Raw genomic sequence first — 14676 nt, forward strand, 5'->3', positions numbered from 1 at the left:
CCCAAATTCAAGGAGACCCCCATGCCCCGACGCCTGACCTCCGGCCTGATCCTCACCCTCGCCCTCCTCCCGGTCGCCGCTGCCCAGACGGGCACCCGGCAGCCCAGCGCCCAGGCCCGCGCCCGCATGGCGCAGATGCAGCCCGTGATGGACCTCGCGCAGACGGTCCGCCTGCTGCCCGAGCTGGAAAAGAACCGGGCCACCGCCGTGACGAAGACGCAGGCCAGGTCCCTGATCACCATCCTGACGGCGCTGCAAAAGCCTGGGGGGGTGGCGCCCAACACTGCCGGAAGGTACCTGACCCAGATCGAGGACAGGATTCTGACGGCCCGCCAGCTCACGGTGCTCGACGGCCTGCTGATCAAGGCCGAGCAGGAGCAGGCCGCCCGGCGGGCACAGGTGCAGAGCAGCCAGGGTCAGGGCCGGACCGGCGTGAGAATTCCGGGCATACCGGGCCGCATCGGCGGGGCGCAGGGGCAGGGGCGCCCCGACACCTCCGGCGCAGCCTCCCGTTCGCCCCAGGACAGCGCGTTTAACCCCTTTGCCCAGGGGCCAGCGGCAGACGCCCTCAAGAGTTACCTGGCCGTGCTGCGCAAGAAGTAGGCGCGGAAAGGCGGTAGGGGGGGCGCCGGCGTGTTCGCCCGTTCGCCCCTCATCCCTCCCCGGCTGAGCGGGGGGTGACCAGGATCACGTCCGGGGGCGGCACGATTAGCACCTGGTCAATGCGCGGGCCGTCGAGGTCCACGACCTCCAGGGTCCAGCCGCCCACCTGGGTCCGCGCCCCCACCTGCGGGAACTCGCCCAGGGCTTCAAGGACATAACCCGCCAGGGTGCTGAACTCCTCCGGGTCCTGCCGGGGCAGGGGGAGGGTGGCCCGCAGGTCGTGCATGGGCACGCCGCCGTCCACCAGAAAGGAGCCGTCCTCGCGCCGCACGATCATCTCCTCCTCGCCGGGGGCGTCGACCCCCGCCAGCTCGGTCAGGAGGTCGGTGGCGGTCAGCAGCCCGGAGAACAGGCCGTACTCGTCCACCACGATGGCGAGGCGCTGATGCCCGCCCTCAGTCAGGCGCGAGAGCGCGTCCTCAGCCCAGGCGGTTTCGGGCACGAACAGCACGGGCTGCATCAGGTCGGTGAGCGACTCGCCCGTGCGCGACGCCCGCAGCACGTCCACCACCCGCACCTGCCCGATCACCTCGCCGGAAGCGGTGGTCAGGGGGTAGCGGTCGTGCGGGGCGGCGAGCACCTGCTCGATGCTCTCGGAAACGGGCGCGGCGGCCGAGAGCAGCACCACGTCGGCGCGGTGGGTCATCAGGTCGCGCACCCGGCGGTCGTTGAAGCGCAGCACGTGGTCGATGCGCTCCGTCTCGCCCGCTTCCAGGCTGCCGCTCTCGGCGGCTTGCAGGGCGAGCGCCTTGACGTCCTCCTCGGTAATCTTTTCCTGCGGCTCGCCGCGTAGCCCCAGCAGCCACAGCAGGCCGCGGGTGGTGCCTTCCAGCAGCCACACGACCGGCCGCATCACCCGCGAGAGCACCGTGAAAAAGGGGGCCACCCGCGCCGCCAGCCCCTCGGGGTCGCGCAGGGCGATGTTCTTGGGGGCGAGTTCACCCAGCACGAGCGAGAGAAAAGTCACCAGCAGCACGACCGCCACCGACGCGGCCGACCCCGCCGACTCCCCGAACAGGGGCCGCAGCGCGGGTTCGAGGTACTGGGTCAGGCTGCCCCCTGCGAAGACGGCGCTGATGGTGCCGATCAACGTGATGCCGATCTGCACGGTCGCCAGAAACGCGCCGGGCCGCTCGGCGAGGGCCAGCGCCCGCGCCGCGCCCCTGTGCCCGGCGGTCGCCCGCGCCTGAAGCCGCGACTTGCGGGCCGACACCACGCCCAGCTCCGACCCCGAGAACAGACCATTCACGATCAGCAGCAGCACCAGGATGCCGAACTCCAGCCAGGGATTGCCCACGGGGGGCAGTGTACGGGAGCGGGGCCAGGACACGCGGCGGCAGCGTGCCCCCGCCCGGCCCCCGATATGCGAGGATGCCCGCCGTGTCTGCCGCGCCCGCCGTCCCCGTGCCTGCCCCGCCCCGCACCCTGGGGGCCGGGCTGCTGCTGACCGTCCTCGTCGTGGCCTTCGAGTCGATGGCGGTGGGCACCGTGCTCCCGCGCGTGGCCGACGAGTTGCGGGGGCTGGCGCTTTACGGCTGGGCGTCGAGCGCCTTTTTGCTCTCCAGCCTGTTCGGGGCGGTGCTGGGCGGCGTGCTGGGCGACCGCCGGGGCCTGATGTGGAGCGCCGGGTTCTCGCTGGCGGTGTTCGCGGCGGGGCTGCTGGTGGGCGGACTGGCCCCCACCATGACGGTGTTCGTGCTGGGGCGGCTGATTCAGGGGCTGGGGGCCGGGGGGCTGGGGGCACTGCCCTTCGCGGTCATCACGACCCGCTACCCGGAAGCGCAGCGGGCGCGGATGCTCGCCGCCGTCTCCTCGGCGTGGCTGTTGCCCGCGCTCGTCGGTCCCCTCATCGCCAGCCTGATCGCGGACCTGTGGTCGTGGCGCACGGTGTTCTGGGGGTTGGTGCCTGTCCTCGCCCTCGTCGCGCCGCTGTGCCTGTGGCCGCTGCGGGGTCCGGCACCCCGCGTGGGGGGACGGGCCGAGTCGCAGACCGCCCTGCTGTGGCCCGCCCTGGGGCTGGCGGCGTCGGCGGGAGCGCTGGTGGAGGGGCTGCGGTCGCCGGGACTCCTCGGCGGTGGACTGGTGGCGCTCGGCGCGGCCGGGACCGCGCTGACGGCCCGCCGCCTCTTTCCGGTGGGCCTGCTGCGGTTCGCGGGCGGCCTGCCCACGGCGCTCGCTGTACGGGGGCTGGCGGCGTTTGCGCTGCTGGGGACCAACTCCTTTCTGCCACTGGCGCTGAACGAGCTGCGCGGCCTCTCGCTGACGGCGGCGGGCTGGGTCCTGAGCCTGGGGGGAGCCACTTGGACGCTGGGGTCCTGGGTGCAGGCGCAGGTCGAGCGCCGTCTGGGCGCCGAGTCCCGGCCCCTGCGGGTGCGGGTGGGCCTGGGACTGATGGCGACCGGGCTGCTCACCAGCGCCCTGGCGGTGCTGGGGGGGTTGCCGCTGTGGGCCGTCTACCCGGCATGGGTGCTGGCCTGCCTGGGGATGGGGGTGGGCTACAACAGCAACAGCCTCTACGCGCTGGCCGCCGCCGACCCCGGAGAGTCGGGGCGGCTTTCCGGGCAGCTTGCCAATATTGAGGTGCTGTGCGTGGCGGTCGCCGCCGGTGTCGGCGGAGCCTTGATCGCCCGGCTGCCGCTGGAGCGGGCCTTCACGGTTGCCTTCGGGGTCACGCTGCTGGCGGCGGTGCTGGGGTGGCTGGCGGCGGGACGGCTGCGGCGGGGGTAGGGTGCCGCGGCTCCCGCAGTGGAGTCTCATGGAATCTTGGGTCAGGCATCAGACGGTCCTGACATCCCGGAGGCATGCTCAGGTATGAACCACGACGACCGCGACGTCCTGCCCGTCAATCCCACCCTGCGGGTCCGTACCCCCCTGTCCCCTTCCGATGACAGGCCTGCCGCGCAGGGTCCGGCGCCCGCCGATCTGGCCGACCGCGAGGCCCCACCCGTTCCGACCCCTGCCCGCGAGCACCTCAGCGCCGAGGAGGTGGAAGCCCTGGTGGGTCCGGACACCGGAGCAGGGGACACCGACCGCCCGTTGCAGCTGGCCGGGAACCTGAACCCCGACATGGAGGACTGACACGAAGTCCCGAAAAGGCAGGGCTGGGGGCACTGAAGCGCACGGGCCGTACAGCGTGTCTGCGCTCCCCATAATCCCCCCTGTGCCCTGATGCGGCGAAAGGCCACGGAGGGAGCTCCGCCAGTTGGCCTGACCCCGAATGGCGATCATTCCAGCAAAGCGAGCCGTCAAGAAGACGGGTTGCGGCGATGGCCGACCCTATGGCGCCCTCCCAGATGTCTGGGCTTCAGAGCAATCCCGTAGGACCCTCAGCGCACGAACACAAGCCGCCAGGGAGTAAGCCCCGGCGGCCTGCTGGCCTGAAACATTCCCCTCCTCAAATAAACAGCGGCGCGTCGGGGTCGTCCGGGAGGGGGCGGTCCTTGCGGGCCAGGAGCGCGGCCGCCGTGCCGATTCCCACCAGGGCGCCGAGCGCCAGGAGAGCGAAAACCCAGGTTATCGGGGCGTGGCTGCCGCTGCTGCGGTCTGAACTCATGCGGGCAGCATAACAGCCGCGTCCGGCGCTCCTCTCCCCCCCACGGGAAAGGCCGCCCTCACGGGAACATTTCCTAAAGGCGGCCACAGCCCAGGTCCCGTGGCCTCCCACACCTCCTTGCGCCCGGTGCCCTAGAACGGCCAGACCCGGGGAATGACCAGCAGCGACACTGCGAAGGTGACCGCCGTAAGGCCCGAACCGACCCGCACGAAGTCGAGGAAACGGTACCGACCCGGTCCATAGACCAGCATGCAGGACGGCTCCAGCGGCGTGATAAAGGAGTTGCTCGCCGCGATGGTGATGCCGATGACAAAAGGGCGGGGATCGTACCCCAGCGCCGTGGCCGTGCCGATGGCGAGGGGCAGCATGACCAGCGCCGCCGCCTGGTTGCTCATGGGCTGGGTCAGCGCCACCGTCACCGCGAAGAGGGCGGCGAGCAGGCCGTAGGGTCCCAGCGGCTCCAGCACCCCGGAGAGGGCGCCGGTCAGGACCCGCGCGGCCCCGGTGTCCTCGAAGGCCGTCCCGAAGGCCAGCATGCAGGCCACCAGCACGATCACCGGCCACTCCACCGAGCGGTAGGCCTCCTCCGGGGTGACCAGCCGCAGCGCGAGGGCGAGCGCCACCGCGATCACGACCGCCACGCTGAGAGGCAACACGCCCAGGCCCCCCAGCACCACCGCGCCGCCGAACAGCCCCAGGGCGAGGGGAGCGCGGCGCAGGTCCCGCTGCGCTTCGGTGAGGTCGCCCAGCACGGTGAGGTGGTCACCCAGCCCCCCGATGCGGTCGGGGGTGCCCTGAATCAGCAGCACGTCGCCGACCTGCACCCTCAGCCCGCCCAGACGCTCCACCGTCCGGGCGCGGCGGTGCAGGGCCAGCACCGAGAGGCCGTAGCGCTCGCGGAAGCGGGCCTCGCGCAGGGTGCGGCCGATCAGGAGGCTGCCGGGCAGCACCACTGCCTCCACCAGCCGCACCGGGGCTGAGCCCTCCACCTGCAACTTCTGCTCGCTCTTGGAAAAGACGCCCAGGGTGCTCTTGCCCGCCAGGATGCGCTCCGGCGGCCCCTCGACCGCCAGGGTGTCAAGTTCCTGTATCTGGAAGTCGGGGCCGGGGGCATAGATCGTCTGCTCGCCCCGGCGCACCGCCACCACCGTCAGGCCGTGGTCGCGGCCCAGCCCCGACTCGCGCAGGGTCTGCCCGGCGAGGGGACTGCCGGGCGCCACCGTCAGGTCCGCGAGGTAAGCCCGCAGCGAGGCTTCCAGCTCAGCCTCGCGCTCGGGAAGCAGCCGGGGCGCCACGAAAAAGAGGTACAGCAGGCCCACGACCGCCACCGGAATCCCGACCCAGGCCAGCTCGAAAAAGCCCAGGGGATCGAGCCCCGCTCCCGGCAGCGCCCCCGACACGACGAGGTTGGTGCTCGTCCCGATCACCGTGACCGTCCCGCCCAGGATGCTCGCGTAGGCCAGCGGCAGCAGTACCCGGCTGGGGGCGATTCCCGCCCGGCGGGCCAGCCCGGTCACCAGCGGCAGGAAGACGGCGGTGGTCGCCGTGTTGCTGGTAAAGGCGCTGACGCCCGCGACCGTGCCCAGCATGCCGCGCACCATCCCGGCGGCGTTCCGCGCCCGGCGGGCCAGCGCGGTGCCGATCCACTCGATCACCCCCGCCCGCAGCAGCATTTGCGTGAGGACAAAGAGGCCCGCGAGCGTGAGGACAGTGTCGCTGCCGAAGCCCGCGAAGGCCTCGCGGGTGGGGATCAGGCCCAGCACCAGCAGGGCCGCGAGCAGCAGCAGCGCCGTGACGTCGACGGGCAGCCACTCGGTGGCAAACAGCAGCAGCGCCAGCCCGAACAGCAGCAGCAGGATGGTCACGGGGTCCATGACGGGCTCCAGGCGTGGGGCTTGGAGGGGCTCAGGCGTCCGGCGTGCGCGGCTGTTCCGCGACCGCGCGGGCCAGCGTGACGATCAGCCGGGTCACGTCCGCGAAGATGAACAGGGCCACGCTCCCCACCCCGCCCGCGATCAGGGTCCAGAAGCCCTGGAACGCCTGCTCGTTCAGGTACTGCACCGCCGCCAGCCCCACCGCTGCCAGCCCCAGCACGACCGCCAGCACCCGCAGCCGCCCAACGAGCGCGTGCACCGCATTCGCCCGCTCGGCCAGCATGGGGAGGGCGGCGAGGGGGGCGGTGGGCTTGGCGGGGCGGTCTTGCGCCGACATTAGTTCTCCCGCTCCGGGTTCTGCGGGAGCGTTGGTGGAAGCGGGAGTCACGGGGACTTCCGCCTGCCTGGCCTCAGACGCGGGTGGCGGCGGAGCTGGGGAGACCGGAACGGGCGTGGCCGTCACCGTCGTCACCCGGCGGTTGGCCGGGTCTTTCGCGGCCACGCCGGACAGGCTGGAACCGGGGGCGGGCGAAGGCGCGGGGGTGGTCCCGAAGGTCTTGAAGCCGCCCGCGGCGGGCAGGGGCGCGGACGGGAGGTCCTTGGCGCGGGCCGTCGCGTCGCGGACCTGCGGGAAAAAGGCCTGCACCTCGGCGGGGTCAAAGCCCAGCAGGCTGGCCGTCAGGGCGGTCCCGGCAGGCGTCTCGACCCTGAGGAGGCCGTCGCCGTCGCTGTGGATGCGGTTGAGGTCGCGCAGGGTGACCCGGCGGGTGCCGCCCGCGTCCTGATAGATCAGCAGACCTTCCAGCAGCACGAAGAGGGCGTCTTCTTTCTCCAGGGTCGCCAGGGGCGTTCCGCCGATTCCCAGGCCCCGCAGGGCCGACTGCACTCGCTCGCTCATCACTGTGTCCTCACCTTGCCCGGCAGGATAGCGGCTCCGGGGCGGGAAGCAGGCAGGCGGCCACGGTTTTAACGCTCCCCTACCCCTTCCTCACCCGCCGCAGGCCCGCCTGCCTCCACACTGACCCATGACCGACAACCGATATGGAGACGCTCCGCTGGGCCGCAGCGTCGAGGAGATCGAGCAGGAGAGCGGCAACCTGGTCAATTCCTCACTGCCCGGCGAGACGGTCCGCGACAACGACACGGCCGCCGTGCCCGCCATCGTGAACAGCAACCAGAGTGCCAGCCCCGCCGTGGTCAACCCCGAGAACATGATGGTGAGTGGCGGCGGCGCGGACGACGGCACCGCCCATACCCACCGCGACGGCGGCGAGGAGACGAGCTGAGGGCTCGCCCCCTGCTTGATTCTCCCGCCTCCCGGCTCTTGGTCCGGGAGGCGACTTCATGCCCACGTCCGTCTCAGGCGGAGCCAGATGCTAGACGAGGTCACGGGGCCGGTAGGTGACGGCCTCCGCAAGGTGGGCTTCCGAGATGTGCTCCTGCCCGGCGAGGTCGGCCACGGTCCGGGCGACCTTCAACACACGGTCGAACCCGCGTCCCGTCAGGCCCAGTTGCCGGGCTGCCGCCCGCGCAAAGGCTTCCGGACCCGGCCCCAGGTGCGCGTGCTGCCGCAGCGCCTGCCCGGCGAGGTCGCTGTTGCGGCCCCCCTGCCGGGCGAGCATCCGGGCACGCGCGGTGGCCACCCGCTCGCGGACGACGGCGCTGGATTCGCCCTCTGGAGCGCGGGACAGCTCGTCCACAGTAAGTCTGGGTACGCGACACAAAATGTCCACGCGGTCGAGCAGCGGACCACTCAGCCTCCCGGCGTAGCGGGCACGTTCGGTCGGCGTGCAGGTGCAGGCCCGCTCGGGGTCGCCGAAGTGGCCGCACTTGCAGGGGTTCATTGCGGCCACAAGTTGGAAGTTGGCCGGGTAGGTGACGGTCGCCCGCGCCCGGCTGATCGAGACCGTGCGGTCTTCCAGGGGTTGCCTCAAGGTTTCCAGCGCCTTGCGCGAGAACTCCGGAAACTCGTCCAGAAAGAGCACGCCCCGGTGCGCGAGCGACACCTCGCCGGGGCGGGGGACGCTCCCGCCGCCGATCAGTCCGGCGTCGCTGACGGTGTGGTGCGGAGCGCGGTAGGGCGGCCGCCCCACCAGCCCGCCCCGCGTGGTCAGCAGCCCGGCCGCCGAGTGGATGCGGGTGACCTCCAGCGCCTCTGCGCGGGTCAGGGGCGGCAGCAGTCCCGGTGCCCGGCGGGCCAGCATCGTCTTGCCGCTGCCGGGCGAACCGATCATCAGGAGGTTGTGCCCGCCCGCGAGCGCAATTTCCAGCGCCCGCTTGGCCCCGCTCTGGCCCTTGAGGTCCGCGAGGTCGAGGGGGGTGTCCTCGTCGAGCGGCGTCTCGGGCGGCGAGGCGGGCGTGAGGGGAAGCTCTCCATTCAAGTGACGTACGGCCTCCAGCAGTGTTCCGGCCGGAAAAACCGTCACCCCGTCGATCAGGGCGGCCTCGGCGGCATTGGCGCCCGGCAGGAGCGCGGGCACTTCCTCCTGCGCGGCGAGGAGGGCCACGTTGACGGCCCCGGCGATGGGCCGCAGCGACCCGTCGAGGGCAAGTTCCCCAGCGCACACCAGTCCGCGCAGGGCCTCCGGCGGCAGCAATTCCTGCGCGGCGAGCAGCCCCAGCGCGATGGGAAGATCGTACAGCGGACCTTCCTTACGCAGGTCGGCGGGGGCGAGATTCACGGTGATGCGGGCGGCGGGAAAGGGCAGTGCGGCGTTGCGGACGGCCGCCCGGACCCGCTCGCGGGCCTCGCTGACGGCCTGATCGGGAAGGCCGACCACGGTGAAGGCAGGCAACCCAGGCGAAACATCCACCTCGACCTCGACGGGCACGGCGTCCACGCCGATCAGGGCCACGCTGCGGGCGCGGGCGAGCATCAGGCGGGCTCCAGCGGGGGCACGCCTACCAGCCCGACGGTCCCCGGCCCGGCGTGGACCAGCAGGACCGCCGTGATCTCGCGAGTGGCCCGCACCCGGACGTTGCGCAGGGCGAGTTCCCCGGCGAGCGTTCGGGCACCCTCCGGATTCCCGGCGTGCAGCACGGTGGCCTCCAACCCTTCCGGAAAAGAGCGGGCCAGTTCGCGCAGCGCCGCGTGGAAGCCCCGGATGCGGGCGGCGGCCTCGACCTTTCCGGCCTCCGCACGGATCACCGGGTGGACGTTGAGGAGTCCCGCCGCCGCTCCCGCCACCCGCGAGAGCCGCCCCCCCGCGACCAGCCAGCGCAGGCTGCCGGGCACGAAGCGCAGGAAGACCCGGTTCCCGAACCCCGCCAGCCGCCGGGCGACCTCGCCGGGGTCGGCTCCCCCGTCCAGCCAGACCCGCGCCTGACGCACCGCCGCTCCCAGCCCGAGGCTGAGGGTGCCCGTGTCCACGACCTCCACCTGGCCTCCGAATTCCTGGGCCGCCGTCACCGCCGAGGCGAAGGTGCCGCTGAGGTGAGAAGCCACCGGGAAGCACAGCACCCGCTCGGCCCCGGCCTCCAGCGCTTCCGCGTAAGCCTGCCGGAAGTCGCCGGGCACGGCCTGGGACGTGCGGGGCGCCCCGCCCTCCTCCATGCGGCGCACCAGGGTCGCCGGGTCCATCACGGGGAGACCGGGGCGGCGCACGGTGCCGGGATCGCTGTACAGGGTTCCGCCCACCTCCAGCGTGAGGCCGACCACCGAGACCCGGAGCTCAGCCCACTCGGCGGGAGTCAGGTCGGCCGTGCTGTCGGTCACCAGGGCCACGCGGCGGGGAGCCACATTCGACGGGGTCACGCGGCCAATCTAGCAGCCGAGCCCCGGCTGCCCACCCCGCGTTTGGGGGTGGGCGGCCGGGGCTCGCTGGGGGGAAGCTCAGGGGCGGGGGGGCAGCACGTCGGAGGCGGGGCGGGGCGCGGCCTCGGCGGGGGGCGCGACCGGGGGCACCACCGCCTGCGCGACCACGGTCTGGACCGGGGCAGGCTGCACTGGGGCGGGGCCAGCGGCGGGCGGGGTTTCGCGCAGGCTGCCCTCCAGCTCTTCCTTGAGGCCCTGGGTGCTGCGGCGGAACTCGCGGATGCCCGAACCCAGGCTCTTGCCGAGTTCGGGAAGTTTCTTGGGGCCGAACACCAGCAGGGCGATCACCAGAATGACCAGGAGTTCAGCGGGTCCGATATTGGGCATAGGACGACCTCCAGCGGCCAGTGTACGCTGGGCCGGTTAAGGCAAACGTCATAGGGACGGGGTTGACCGGTGGACGTAAGCTACACCCCCTCCTCCCCCTCCCGGTAGGCCCGCAGCGTCCCGTTCATGAACGCGACGTAGAGCGTCCCAGCGGCGGCCAGCGGCGTCGCCTGCACCCCTTCGCGCTCGCGGCGGCGCCAGCGCACGGCCCCGGTGTGAATGTCAAGCGCGGCGAGTTCGCCCTCCTCGGACGCCAGGAAGACCAAGCCCGCGCTCACGACCGGGCTGGCGGTGACCCGGCCCTCCAACGCAAACGCCCACACGTCCTCCCCGTCCGAGAGGCGCAGCGCCCGCACGGTCCCCCCCCAGCCCGCGACCAGCGCGAGGTCGGCAGTCAGGGCGGGGGCGGCCCAGATCTCGTCTTCCAGGTCGTAGGTCCAGAGGGTCGGCTCGGGGCTGTCGAGCACGGCGCGGCCCCCGTCGGCCCGGAGCGACAGGGCGTGGACCTCGCCGGGCCAGGTGGGGACGAGCAGGGTGGCGCGGCCCGGCGCGGTGGGGCGCAGGGCAGGGGTGGCGTGGACGGTGCCGACCTCGACCTTCCACAGCGGGGTGCCGGTGCGGGCGTCGAGGGCGTGCAGCCAGCCGTTCTCGTCGCACAGCAGCGCGGCGCCCGCCCACACGACCGGCGAGGCGGCGACCGGCCCCCCCGCCCGGTACGCCCAGGCGAGGTCCCCGGTGCGGGCGTTCAGCGCGTGCAGGTGACCGTCGCGGCTGGCGGCCAGGACCCGGCCCCCCCACAGGGTCGGTGCCCCGGTGAACTCGGCGCGGGCCTGGTGCTCCCAGACCTGCTCGCCGCCGCGCAGCCGCACCCGCCGCAGGGTGCCGTCCCACGCGCCGTACAGGATGTCCCCGCCCACGAAGGTCGCCGGGGCCGTCACCTCGTCGCGGGCGGCGTGGGTGGCGTAGGGCCGTCCCGACGTGTGCATCAGCACGAGCTGCCCACCCCGCGTGCCCACCGCGAGGAGGTCGCCCTCGCCCACCACGGCGGCGGGCCAGGTCACCTCGCCGGGCAGGGGCACGCTCCAGGCTTCGGTCAGGTTGCCCACGCGGGCCGGGCCGTCGGGATGCTCGCCCGTGCGGGTGCGTCCGCCCCGGTACTGGCCCCGTGCATGGGCGGTCCAGACCTCGCGCCGGGCCAGCGCCCACAGGTGCGCGGCGGCCTCGCCACTCTCGGGCCGCTCCTCCGGGTTCTTGGCGAGCAGGGCCAGCAGCACCCGCGCCACCGCGTCGGGCACGGCGGGGTTGAGGTCGCGGGGGTCGGGCGGCGGTTCGTAGACATGTTGAAAGAGGACGCTCTGGTCGCTGTCTCCCACGAAGGGCGGCGACCCGCAAGCCACCCGGTACAGCACCGCACCCAGCGCATAGAGGTCGCTGCGCGGCCCCACCCCCGACCCCCGCGCCTGCTCGGGGGCCATGTACGCGGGCGTGCCCAGCGTGACCCCGCTGCGGGTGAGGTGGCGGCTGTGTTCGGACAGGGCCACCAGCCCGAAGTCCATCAGCCGGGGCATCCGGGCCTCGTCCAGCAGCACGTTTCCCGGCGTGAGGTCGCGGTGGATGATCCCCTGCGCGTGAATAAAGCCCAGCGCCCGCGACGCGAAGCCCGCCGCCGTGAGGAAGGGGGTCAGCGACGCGGGAGAGTCCTCCAATGGCCCCAGCGCCGTGATTGGCCCGGCCAGCAGCGGCATGGTGAAAAAGGCGCGGGCGGGGCTGCCTCCCTCCCCCGGCACCTCCCCCAGGTCGAGGACGGGCACCACGCCGGGATGCGAGAGGCGGGCGAGCGTGCGGACCTCGCGCAGGAAGCGGGCGCGGTCGCCGTCGGGCAGGTGGGGATGCAGCACCTTGACGGCGACCTCGCGGCCCAGCAAGGTGTCTTCCGCGCGGTAGACCTTGGCGCTGCCGCCCTCGCCGATCAGGGCGTGCAGGCGGTAGCGCCCTCCCACCTCCGCGCCGACTTCCATCAGGGGGAAGCATAGCGGAGGGCGGGGGGGGAACTCCTTAACCCCGCCGTCCGCTTCGCGGCCTGCTCCTCAGTAAAGCCTCCAGAGCCCACGGAGGGCAGGTGCCCTGAAGAGGCGGGCTCGCGCTGCGAAGCAGAGAGGGTATCCGGGAGTTCCGCGCGGCACACTCAGAACGTGTAACTCTTGGGCACCACCACGACGCCGTTCTCGGTGACCGTGAAGCCGCGGGCGCGGTCCTCCTCGGGGTCCACGCCGATCCGGGTGCCGGGCGGGATGGTCACGTCCTTGTCCACGATCACCCGGCGCAGGTGCGAGTGCCGCCCCACGACCACATTGTCGAACAGCACGCAGCTTTCCACGAGCGAGTACGAGTGGATGTGGACATTGCGGCTGAGGATGGAGTCGCGCACGGTCCCGCCGCTGACAATCACGCCCCCGGCGAGGCTGGAGTTGAAGGCCTGCCCCTTGCGGCCCTCGGACTCGTGGACGAACTTGGCGGGCGGGGAAAATTCGCTGCTCGTGCGCAGCGGCCACTGCGGGTTGTAGATGTCGAATTCCGGATTCACGCTGACCAGATCGAGGCTGGCGTCGAAGTAGGCGTCGAGCGTCCCCACGTCGCGCCAGTAGAGGTTCGGCCCCTGCTGACCGGGAATCGGGTTGCGGTGGAAGTCGTAGGCCTGGACCGAATAGCCGTCGGCCAGCGCACGCGGAATCACGTCCTGTCCGAAGTCGAAGCCGTCCTCCTGCCCGCTGATGGAGGTGTGCAGCAGTTCTTCTAGCGCCCGGCGCGAGAAGATGTAGTTGCCCATGCTCGTCAGGGTCATGTCGGGGTCGCCAGGCATGCCGGGCGGGTCGGCGGGCTTTTCCAGAAACTCGGTGACCCGGCCTCGGTCGCCCACATGCATCACGCCGAAGCGGTGCGCCTCGGTGCGGGGCATCGGGTAGGCGGCGATGGTCACGTCGGCGCGGGCGTCGATGTGCGACTGGAGCATGTGCTCCACATTCATCTTGTAGATGTGGTCGCCCGAGAAGATCGCCACGTAATCGGCCTCGAAGTTGTCGACAAGGTGCAGGTTCTGGTACACGGCGTCGGCGGTGCCCCGGTACCACACCGCGCCGAGTTCCTCGTAGCGGTACATCTGCGCGGGGACCAGCGTGATGAAGTAGTCCTGCAGAAAGGTGCCGAAGCGCCAGCCGCGCTGGATGTGCTCGGTCAGGCTCTGCGCCTTGTACTGGGTCAGCACATAGATCGAAAAGACGCCCGAGTTGATGAAGTTGTTGATCGCAAAATCGATGATGCGGTACTTGCCGCCGAAGGGCACGGCGGGCTTGGACCGCTTGAGGGTCAGGGGCGTCAGGCGCGAGCCCTGCCCCCCAGCCAGAATCATTCCCAGAACGCGTGGTTTCATGGCAGGCCTCCTGCGGGTCCAGAGGGGACGGAGCGAGAAATGTCGCGCTCAGTCTAGCCGCCCCGCTGGGAGGAGCCGACTTTAGAGGACCTCCACGTCCAGGTGCCGGGCCAGGGCCGCCGCCGTTTCCTCCGGCCCGCCGACCTCCGCGCCAAGCTGCGTCCGTATCCAGGTGAGCTGCCGCCGGGCGTAGCGCCGAGTGGCGAGGGTAATGCGGGCGGCGGCCTCCTCCGGGGTCAACTCGGCCCGCGCTGCCGCGAGCGCTTCCGGGTAGCCCAGCGCCTGCCAGACGGTGGGGCGCGGGCCGGTGTCCGGCGGCACCTGTTCGGCCAGCCACGCCGCTTCCTCCGGCCAGCCTCCCGCGAGCATCTCCTCCACCCGCCCCGCGATGCGGGCTTCCAGCTCTGGCCAGGGGCGGGTGAAGGCGAACACCTGATAGGCAAAGCGCGGCGGGCTGTACCCGAACTCGCCCGGAAAGCGCCCGGTGCGGCGGTAGACCTCCAGCGCCCGGACCACCCGGCGCGGGTTGCCCTGCATCCGCCCGGCCTCCTGGGGGCTGACGCGGGCGATCTCGGCCAGCAGCGCCTCCAGGCCACGCTCGGCCAACTCGCCCTCCACCTCGGCCTGCACCGCGCGGTCGGCGGGCGGGGTCAGGGGCAAGCCGCGCCGCAGGGCGGAGAGGTAGAAGCCCGTGCCCCCCACGACCAGCGGCACCCGGCCCCGCGCCTGGATGTCCGCGACCGCCGCCTCCGCTTCCCGCACGTAGCGGGCCACGTCGTAGCTCTCGGTCACGTCGGCCACGTCGAGAAGGTGGTGGGGCACGGCGGCCCGGTCCGCGGCCCCCGGCTTGGCGGTGCCGATATCCAGCCCCCGGTAGACGGTGAAGGCGTCGGCGGCCACGACCTCGGCCGGGCGGGGGACCGCGAGCGCGAGGGCCAGGGCGCTTTTCCCCGCCGCGGTGGGGGCGGTGAGAATGGGGACGGCAAAGGGCGGGGCGGACGTCACAGTGCTTCTCGCT

At 72.3% G+C, this 14676-nt stretch carries 14 protein-coding genes; 4 read left to right on the plus strand and 10 right to left on the minus strand.

Features of this window, described 5'->3' with window-relative positions; all coding sequences use genetic code 11:
- The first annotated feature begins 21 nt into the window (after positions 1-21).
- Positions 22-603 (plus strand): hypothetical protein, encoded by a 582-nt coding sequence (locus F8S09_RS01780; RefSeq protein ID WP_152868415.1) that lies wholly within the window; start codon positions 22-24, stop codon positions 601-603.
- A 49-nt stretch (positions 604-652) separates the two neighbouring features.
- Here the strand turns inward: F8S09_RS01780 and F8S09_RS01785 are convergent, their stop codons facing one another.
- The gene (locus F8S09_RS01785; RefSeq protein WP_322618429.1) at positions 653-1960 is read right to left on the minus strand and encodes a hemolysin family protein; all 1308 of its coding nucleotides are present in this window, start codon (positions 1958-1960) and stop codon (positions 653-655) included.
- A 74-nt stretch (positions 1961-2034) separates the two neighbouring features.
- On the opposite strand from F8S09_RS01785, the gene F8S09_RS01790 reads away from it, so the two are divergent.
- A complete protein-coding gene (locus F8S09_RS01790) occupies positions 2035-3390 on the plus strand; it encodes an MFS transporter (protein WP_152868417.1) in 1356 nt (451 codons plus the stop codon).
- Between the two features lie 84 nt (positions 3391-3474).
- The gene (locus F8S09_RS01795; RefSeq protein ID WP_152868419.1) at positions 3475-3741 is read left to right on the plus strand and encodes a hypothetical protein; all 267 of its coding nucleotides are present in this window, start codon (positions 3475-3477) and stop codon (positions 3739-3741) included.
- A 316-nt stretch (positions 3742-4057) separates the two neighbouring features.
- On the opposite strand, the gene F8S09_RS17550 is transcribed toward F8S09_RS01795, so the two are convergent.
- The 3 genes from F8S09_RS17550 to F8S09_RS01805 all read right to left on the minus strand — a co-directional run bounded on the left by F8S09_RS17550 (position 4058) and on the right by F8S09_RS01805 (position 6988).
- A complete protein-coding gene (locus F8S09_RS17550) occupies positions 4058-4216 on the minus strand; it encodes a hypothetical protein (RefSeq protein WP_194165185.1) in 159 nt (52 codons plus the stop codon).
- Positions 4217-4347: 131 nt separating this feature from the next.
- Positions 4348-6090: an SLC13 family permease gene (locus F8S09_RS01800; protein WP_152868421.1), complete on the minus strand. Its 1743-nt coding sequence runs from the start codon at positions 6088-6090 to the stop codon at positions 4348-4350.
- A gap of 31 nt (positions 6091-6121) precedes the next feature.
- Complete coding sequence (locus F8S09_RS01805; protein ID WP_152868423.1) at positions 6122-6988, minus strand: hypothetical protein; 867 nt, start codon at positions 6986-6988, stop codon at positions 6122-6124.
- 127 nt (positions 6989-7115) lie between these two features.
- On the opposite strand from F8S09_RS01805, the gene F8S09_RS01810 reads away from it, so the two are divergent.
- The gene (locus tag F8S09_RS01810; RefSeq protein ID WP_152868425.1) at positions 7116-7376 is read left to right on the plus strand and encodes a hypothetical protein; all 261 of its coding nucleotides are present in this window, start codon (positions 7116-7118) and stop codon (positions 7374-7376) included.
- Between the two features lie 90 nt (positions 7377-7466).
- Here F8S09_RS01810 and F8S09_RS01815 read toward each other — a convergent pair whose 3' ends face one another.
- The 6 genes from F8S09_RS01815 to miaA form a co-directional block, all read right to left on the minus strand.
- The gene (locus F8S09_RS01815) at positions 7467-8966 is read right to left on the minus strand and encodes a YifB family Mg chelatase-like AAA ATPase (protein WP_152868427.1); all 1500 of its coding nucleotides are present in this window, start codon (positions 8964-8966) and stop codon (positions 7467-7469) included.
- Entirely contained in the window at positions 8966-9844 is an 879-nt protein-coding gene (locus tag F8S09_RS01820) for a DegV family protein (RefSeq protein ID WP_322618430.1), read from the minus strand. The genes F8S09_RS01815 and F8S09_RS01820 overlap by 1 nt, the downstream gene beginning before the upstream one ends.
- 78 nt (positions 9845-9922) lie before the next feature.
- Positions 9923-10231, minus strand: a complete 309-nt coding sequence (locus F8S09_RS01825; RefSeq protein WP_152868429.1) for a Sec-independent protein translocase subunit TatA/TatB — start codon at positions 10229-10231, stop codon at positions 9923-9925.
- Positions 10232-10311: 80 nt separating this feature from the next.
- Positions 10312-12249: a serine/threonine-protein kinase gene (locus F8S09_RS01830; protein ID WP_152868431.1), complete on the minus strand. Its 1938-nt coding sequence runs from the start codon at positions 12247-12249 to the stop codon at positions 10312-10314.
- Between the two features lie 167 nt (positions 12250-12416).
- Entirely contained in the window at positions 12417-13658 is a 1242-nt protein-coding gene (gene glgC / locus F8S09_RS01835) for a glucose-1-phosphate adenylyltransferase (protein ID WP_152868433.1), read from the minus strand.
- An 81-nt stretch (positions 13659-13739) separates the two neighbouring features.
- On the minus strand, positions 13740-14663 hold the full coding sequence (gene miaA / locus F8S09_RS01840; RefSeq protein WP_322618431.1) for a tRNA (adenosine(37)-N6)-dimethylallyltransferase MiaA: 924 nt from the start codon (positions 14661-14663) through the stop codon (positions 13740-13742).
- Positions 14664-14676 lie beyond the last annotated feature (13 nt).

Origin of the sequence: Deinococcus terrestris (assembly GCF_009377345.1) — a bacterium.
Classification (GTDB): domain Bacteria; phylum Deinococcota; class Deinococci; order Deinococcales; family Deinococcaceae; genus Deinococcus; species Deinococcus terrestris.

What these genes read in the sequence shown, in the direction of transcription:
- F8S09_RS01805 (WP_152868423.1), bottom strand. Translation starts at nt 6,988, where the DNA reads ATGAGCGAGCGAGTGCAGTCGGCCCTGCGGGGCCTGGGAATCGGCGGA.
- F8S09_RS01830 (WP_152868431.1), bottom strand. Translation starts at nt 12,249, where the DNA reads ATGGAAGTCGGCGCGGAGGTGGGAGGGCGCTACCGCCTGCACGCCCTG.
- F8S09_RS01790 (WP_152868417.1), top strand. Translation starts at nt 2,035, where the DNA reads ATGCCCGCCGTGTCTGCCGCGCCCGCCGTCCCCGTGCCTGCCCCGCCC.
- F8S09_RS01825 (WP_152868429.1), bottom strand. Translation starts at nt 10,231, where the DNA reads ATGCCCAATATCGGACCCGCTGAACTCCTGGTCATTCTGGTGATCGCC.
- F8S09_RS17550 (WP_194165185.1), bottom strand. Translation starts at nt 4,216, where the DNA reads ATGAGTTCAGACCGCAGCAGCGGCAGCCACGCCCCGATAACCTGGGTT.
- F8S09_RS01780 (WP_152868415.1), top strand. Translation starts at nt 22, where the DNA reads ATGCCCCGACGCCTGACCTCCGGCCTGATCCTCACCCTCGCCCTCCTC.
- F8S09_RS01815 (WP_152868427.1), bottom strand. Translation starts at nt 8,966, where the DNA reads ATGCTCGCCCGCGCCCGCAGCGTGGCCCTGATCGGCGTGGACGCCGTG.
- glgC (WP_152868433.1), bottom strand. Translation starts at nt 13,658, where the DNA reads ATGAAACCACGCGTTCTGGGAATGATTCTGGCTGGGGGGCAGGGCTCG.
- F8S09_RS01800 (WP_152868421.1), bottom strand. Translation starts at nt 6,090, where the DNA reads ATGGACCCCGTGACCATCCTGCTGCTGCTGTTCGGGCTGGCGCTGCTG.
- F8S09_RS01810 (WP_152868425.1), top strand. Translation starts at nt 7,116, where the DNA reads ATGACCGACAACCGATATGGAGACGCTCCGCTGGGCCGCAGCGTCGAG.
- F8S09_RS01795 (WP_152868419.1), top strand. Translation starts at nt 3,475, where the DNA reads ATGAACCACGACGACCGCGACGTCCTGCCCGTCAATCCCACCCTGCGG.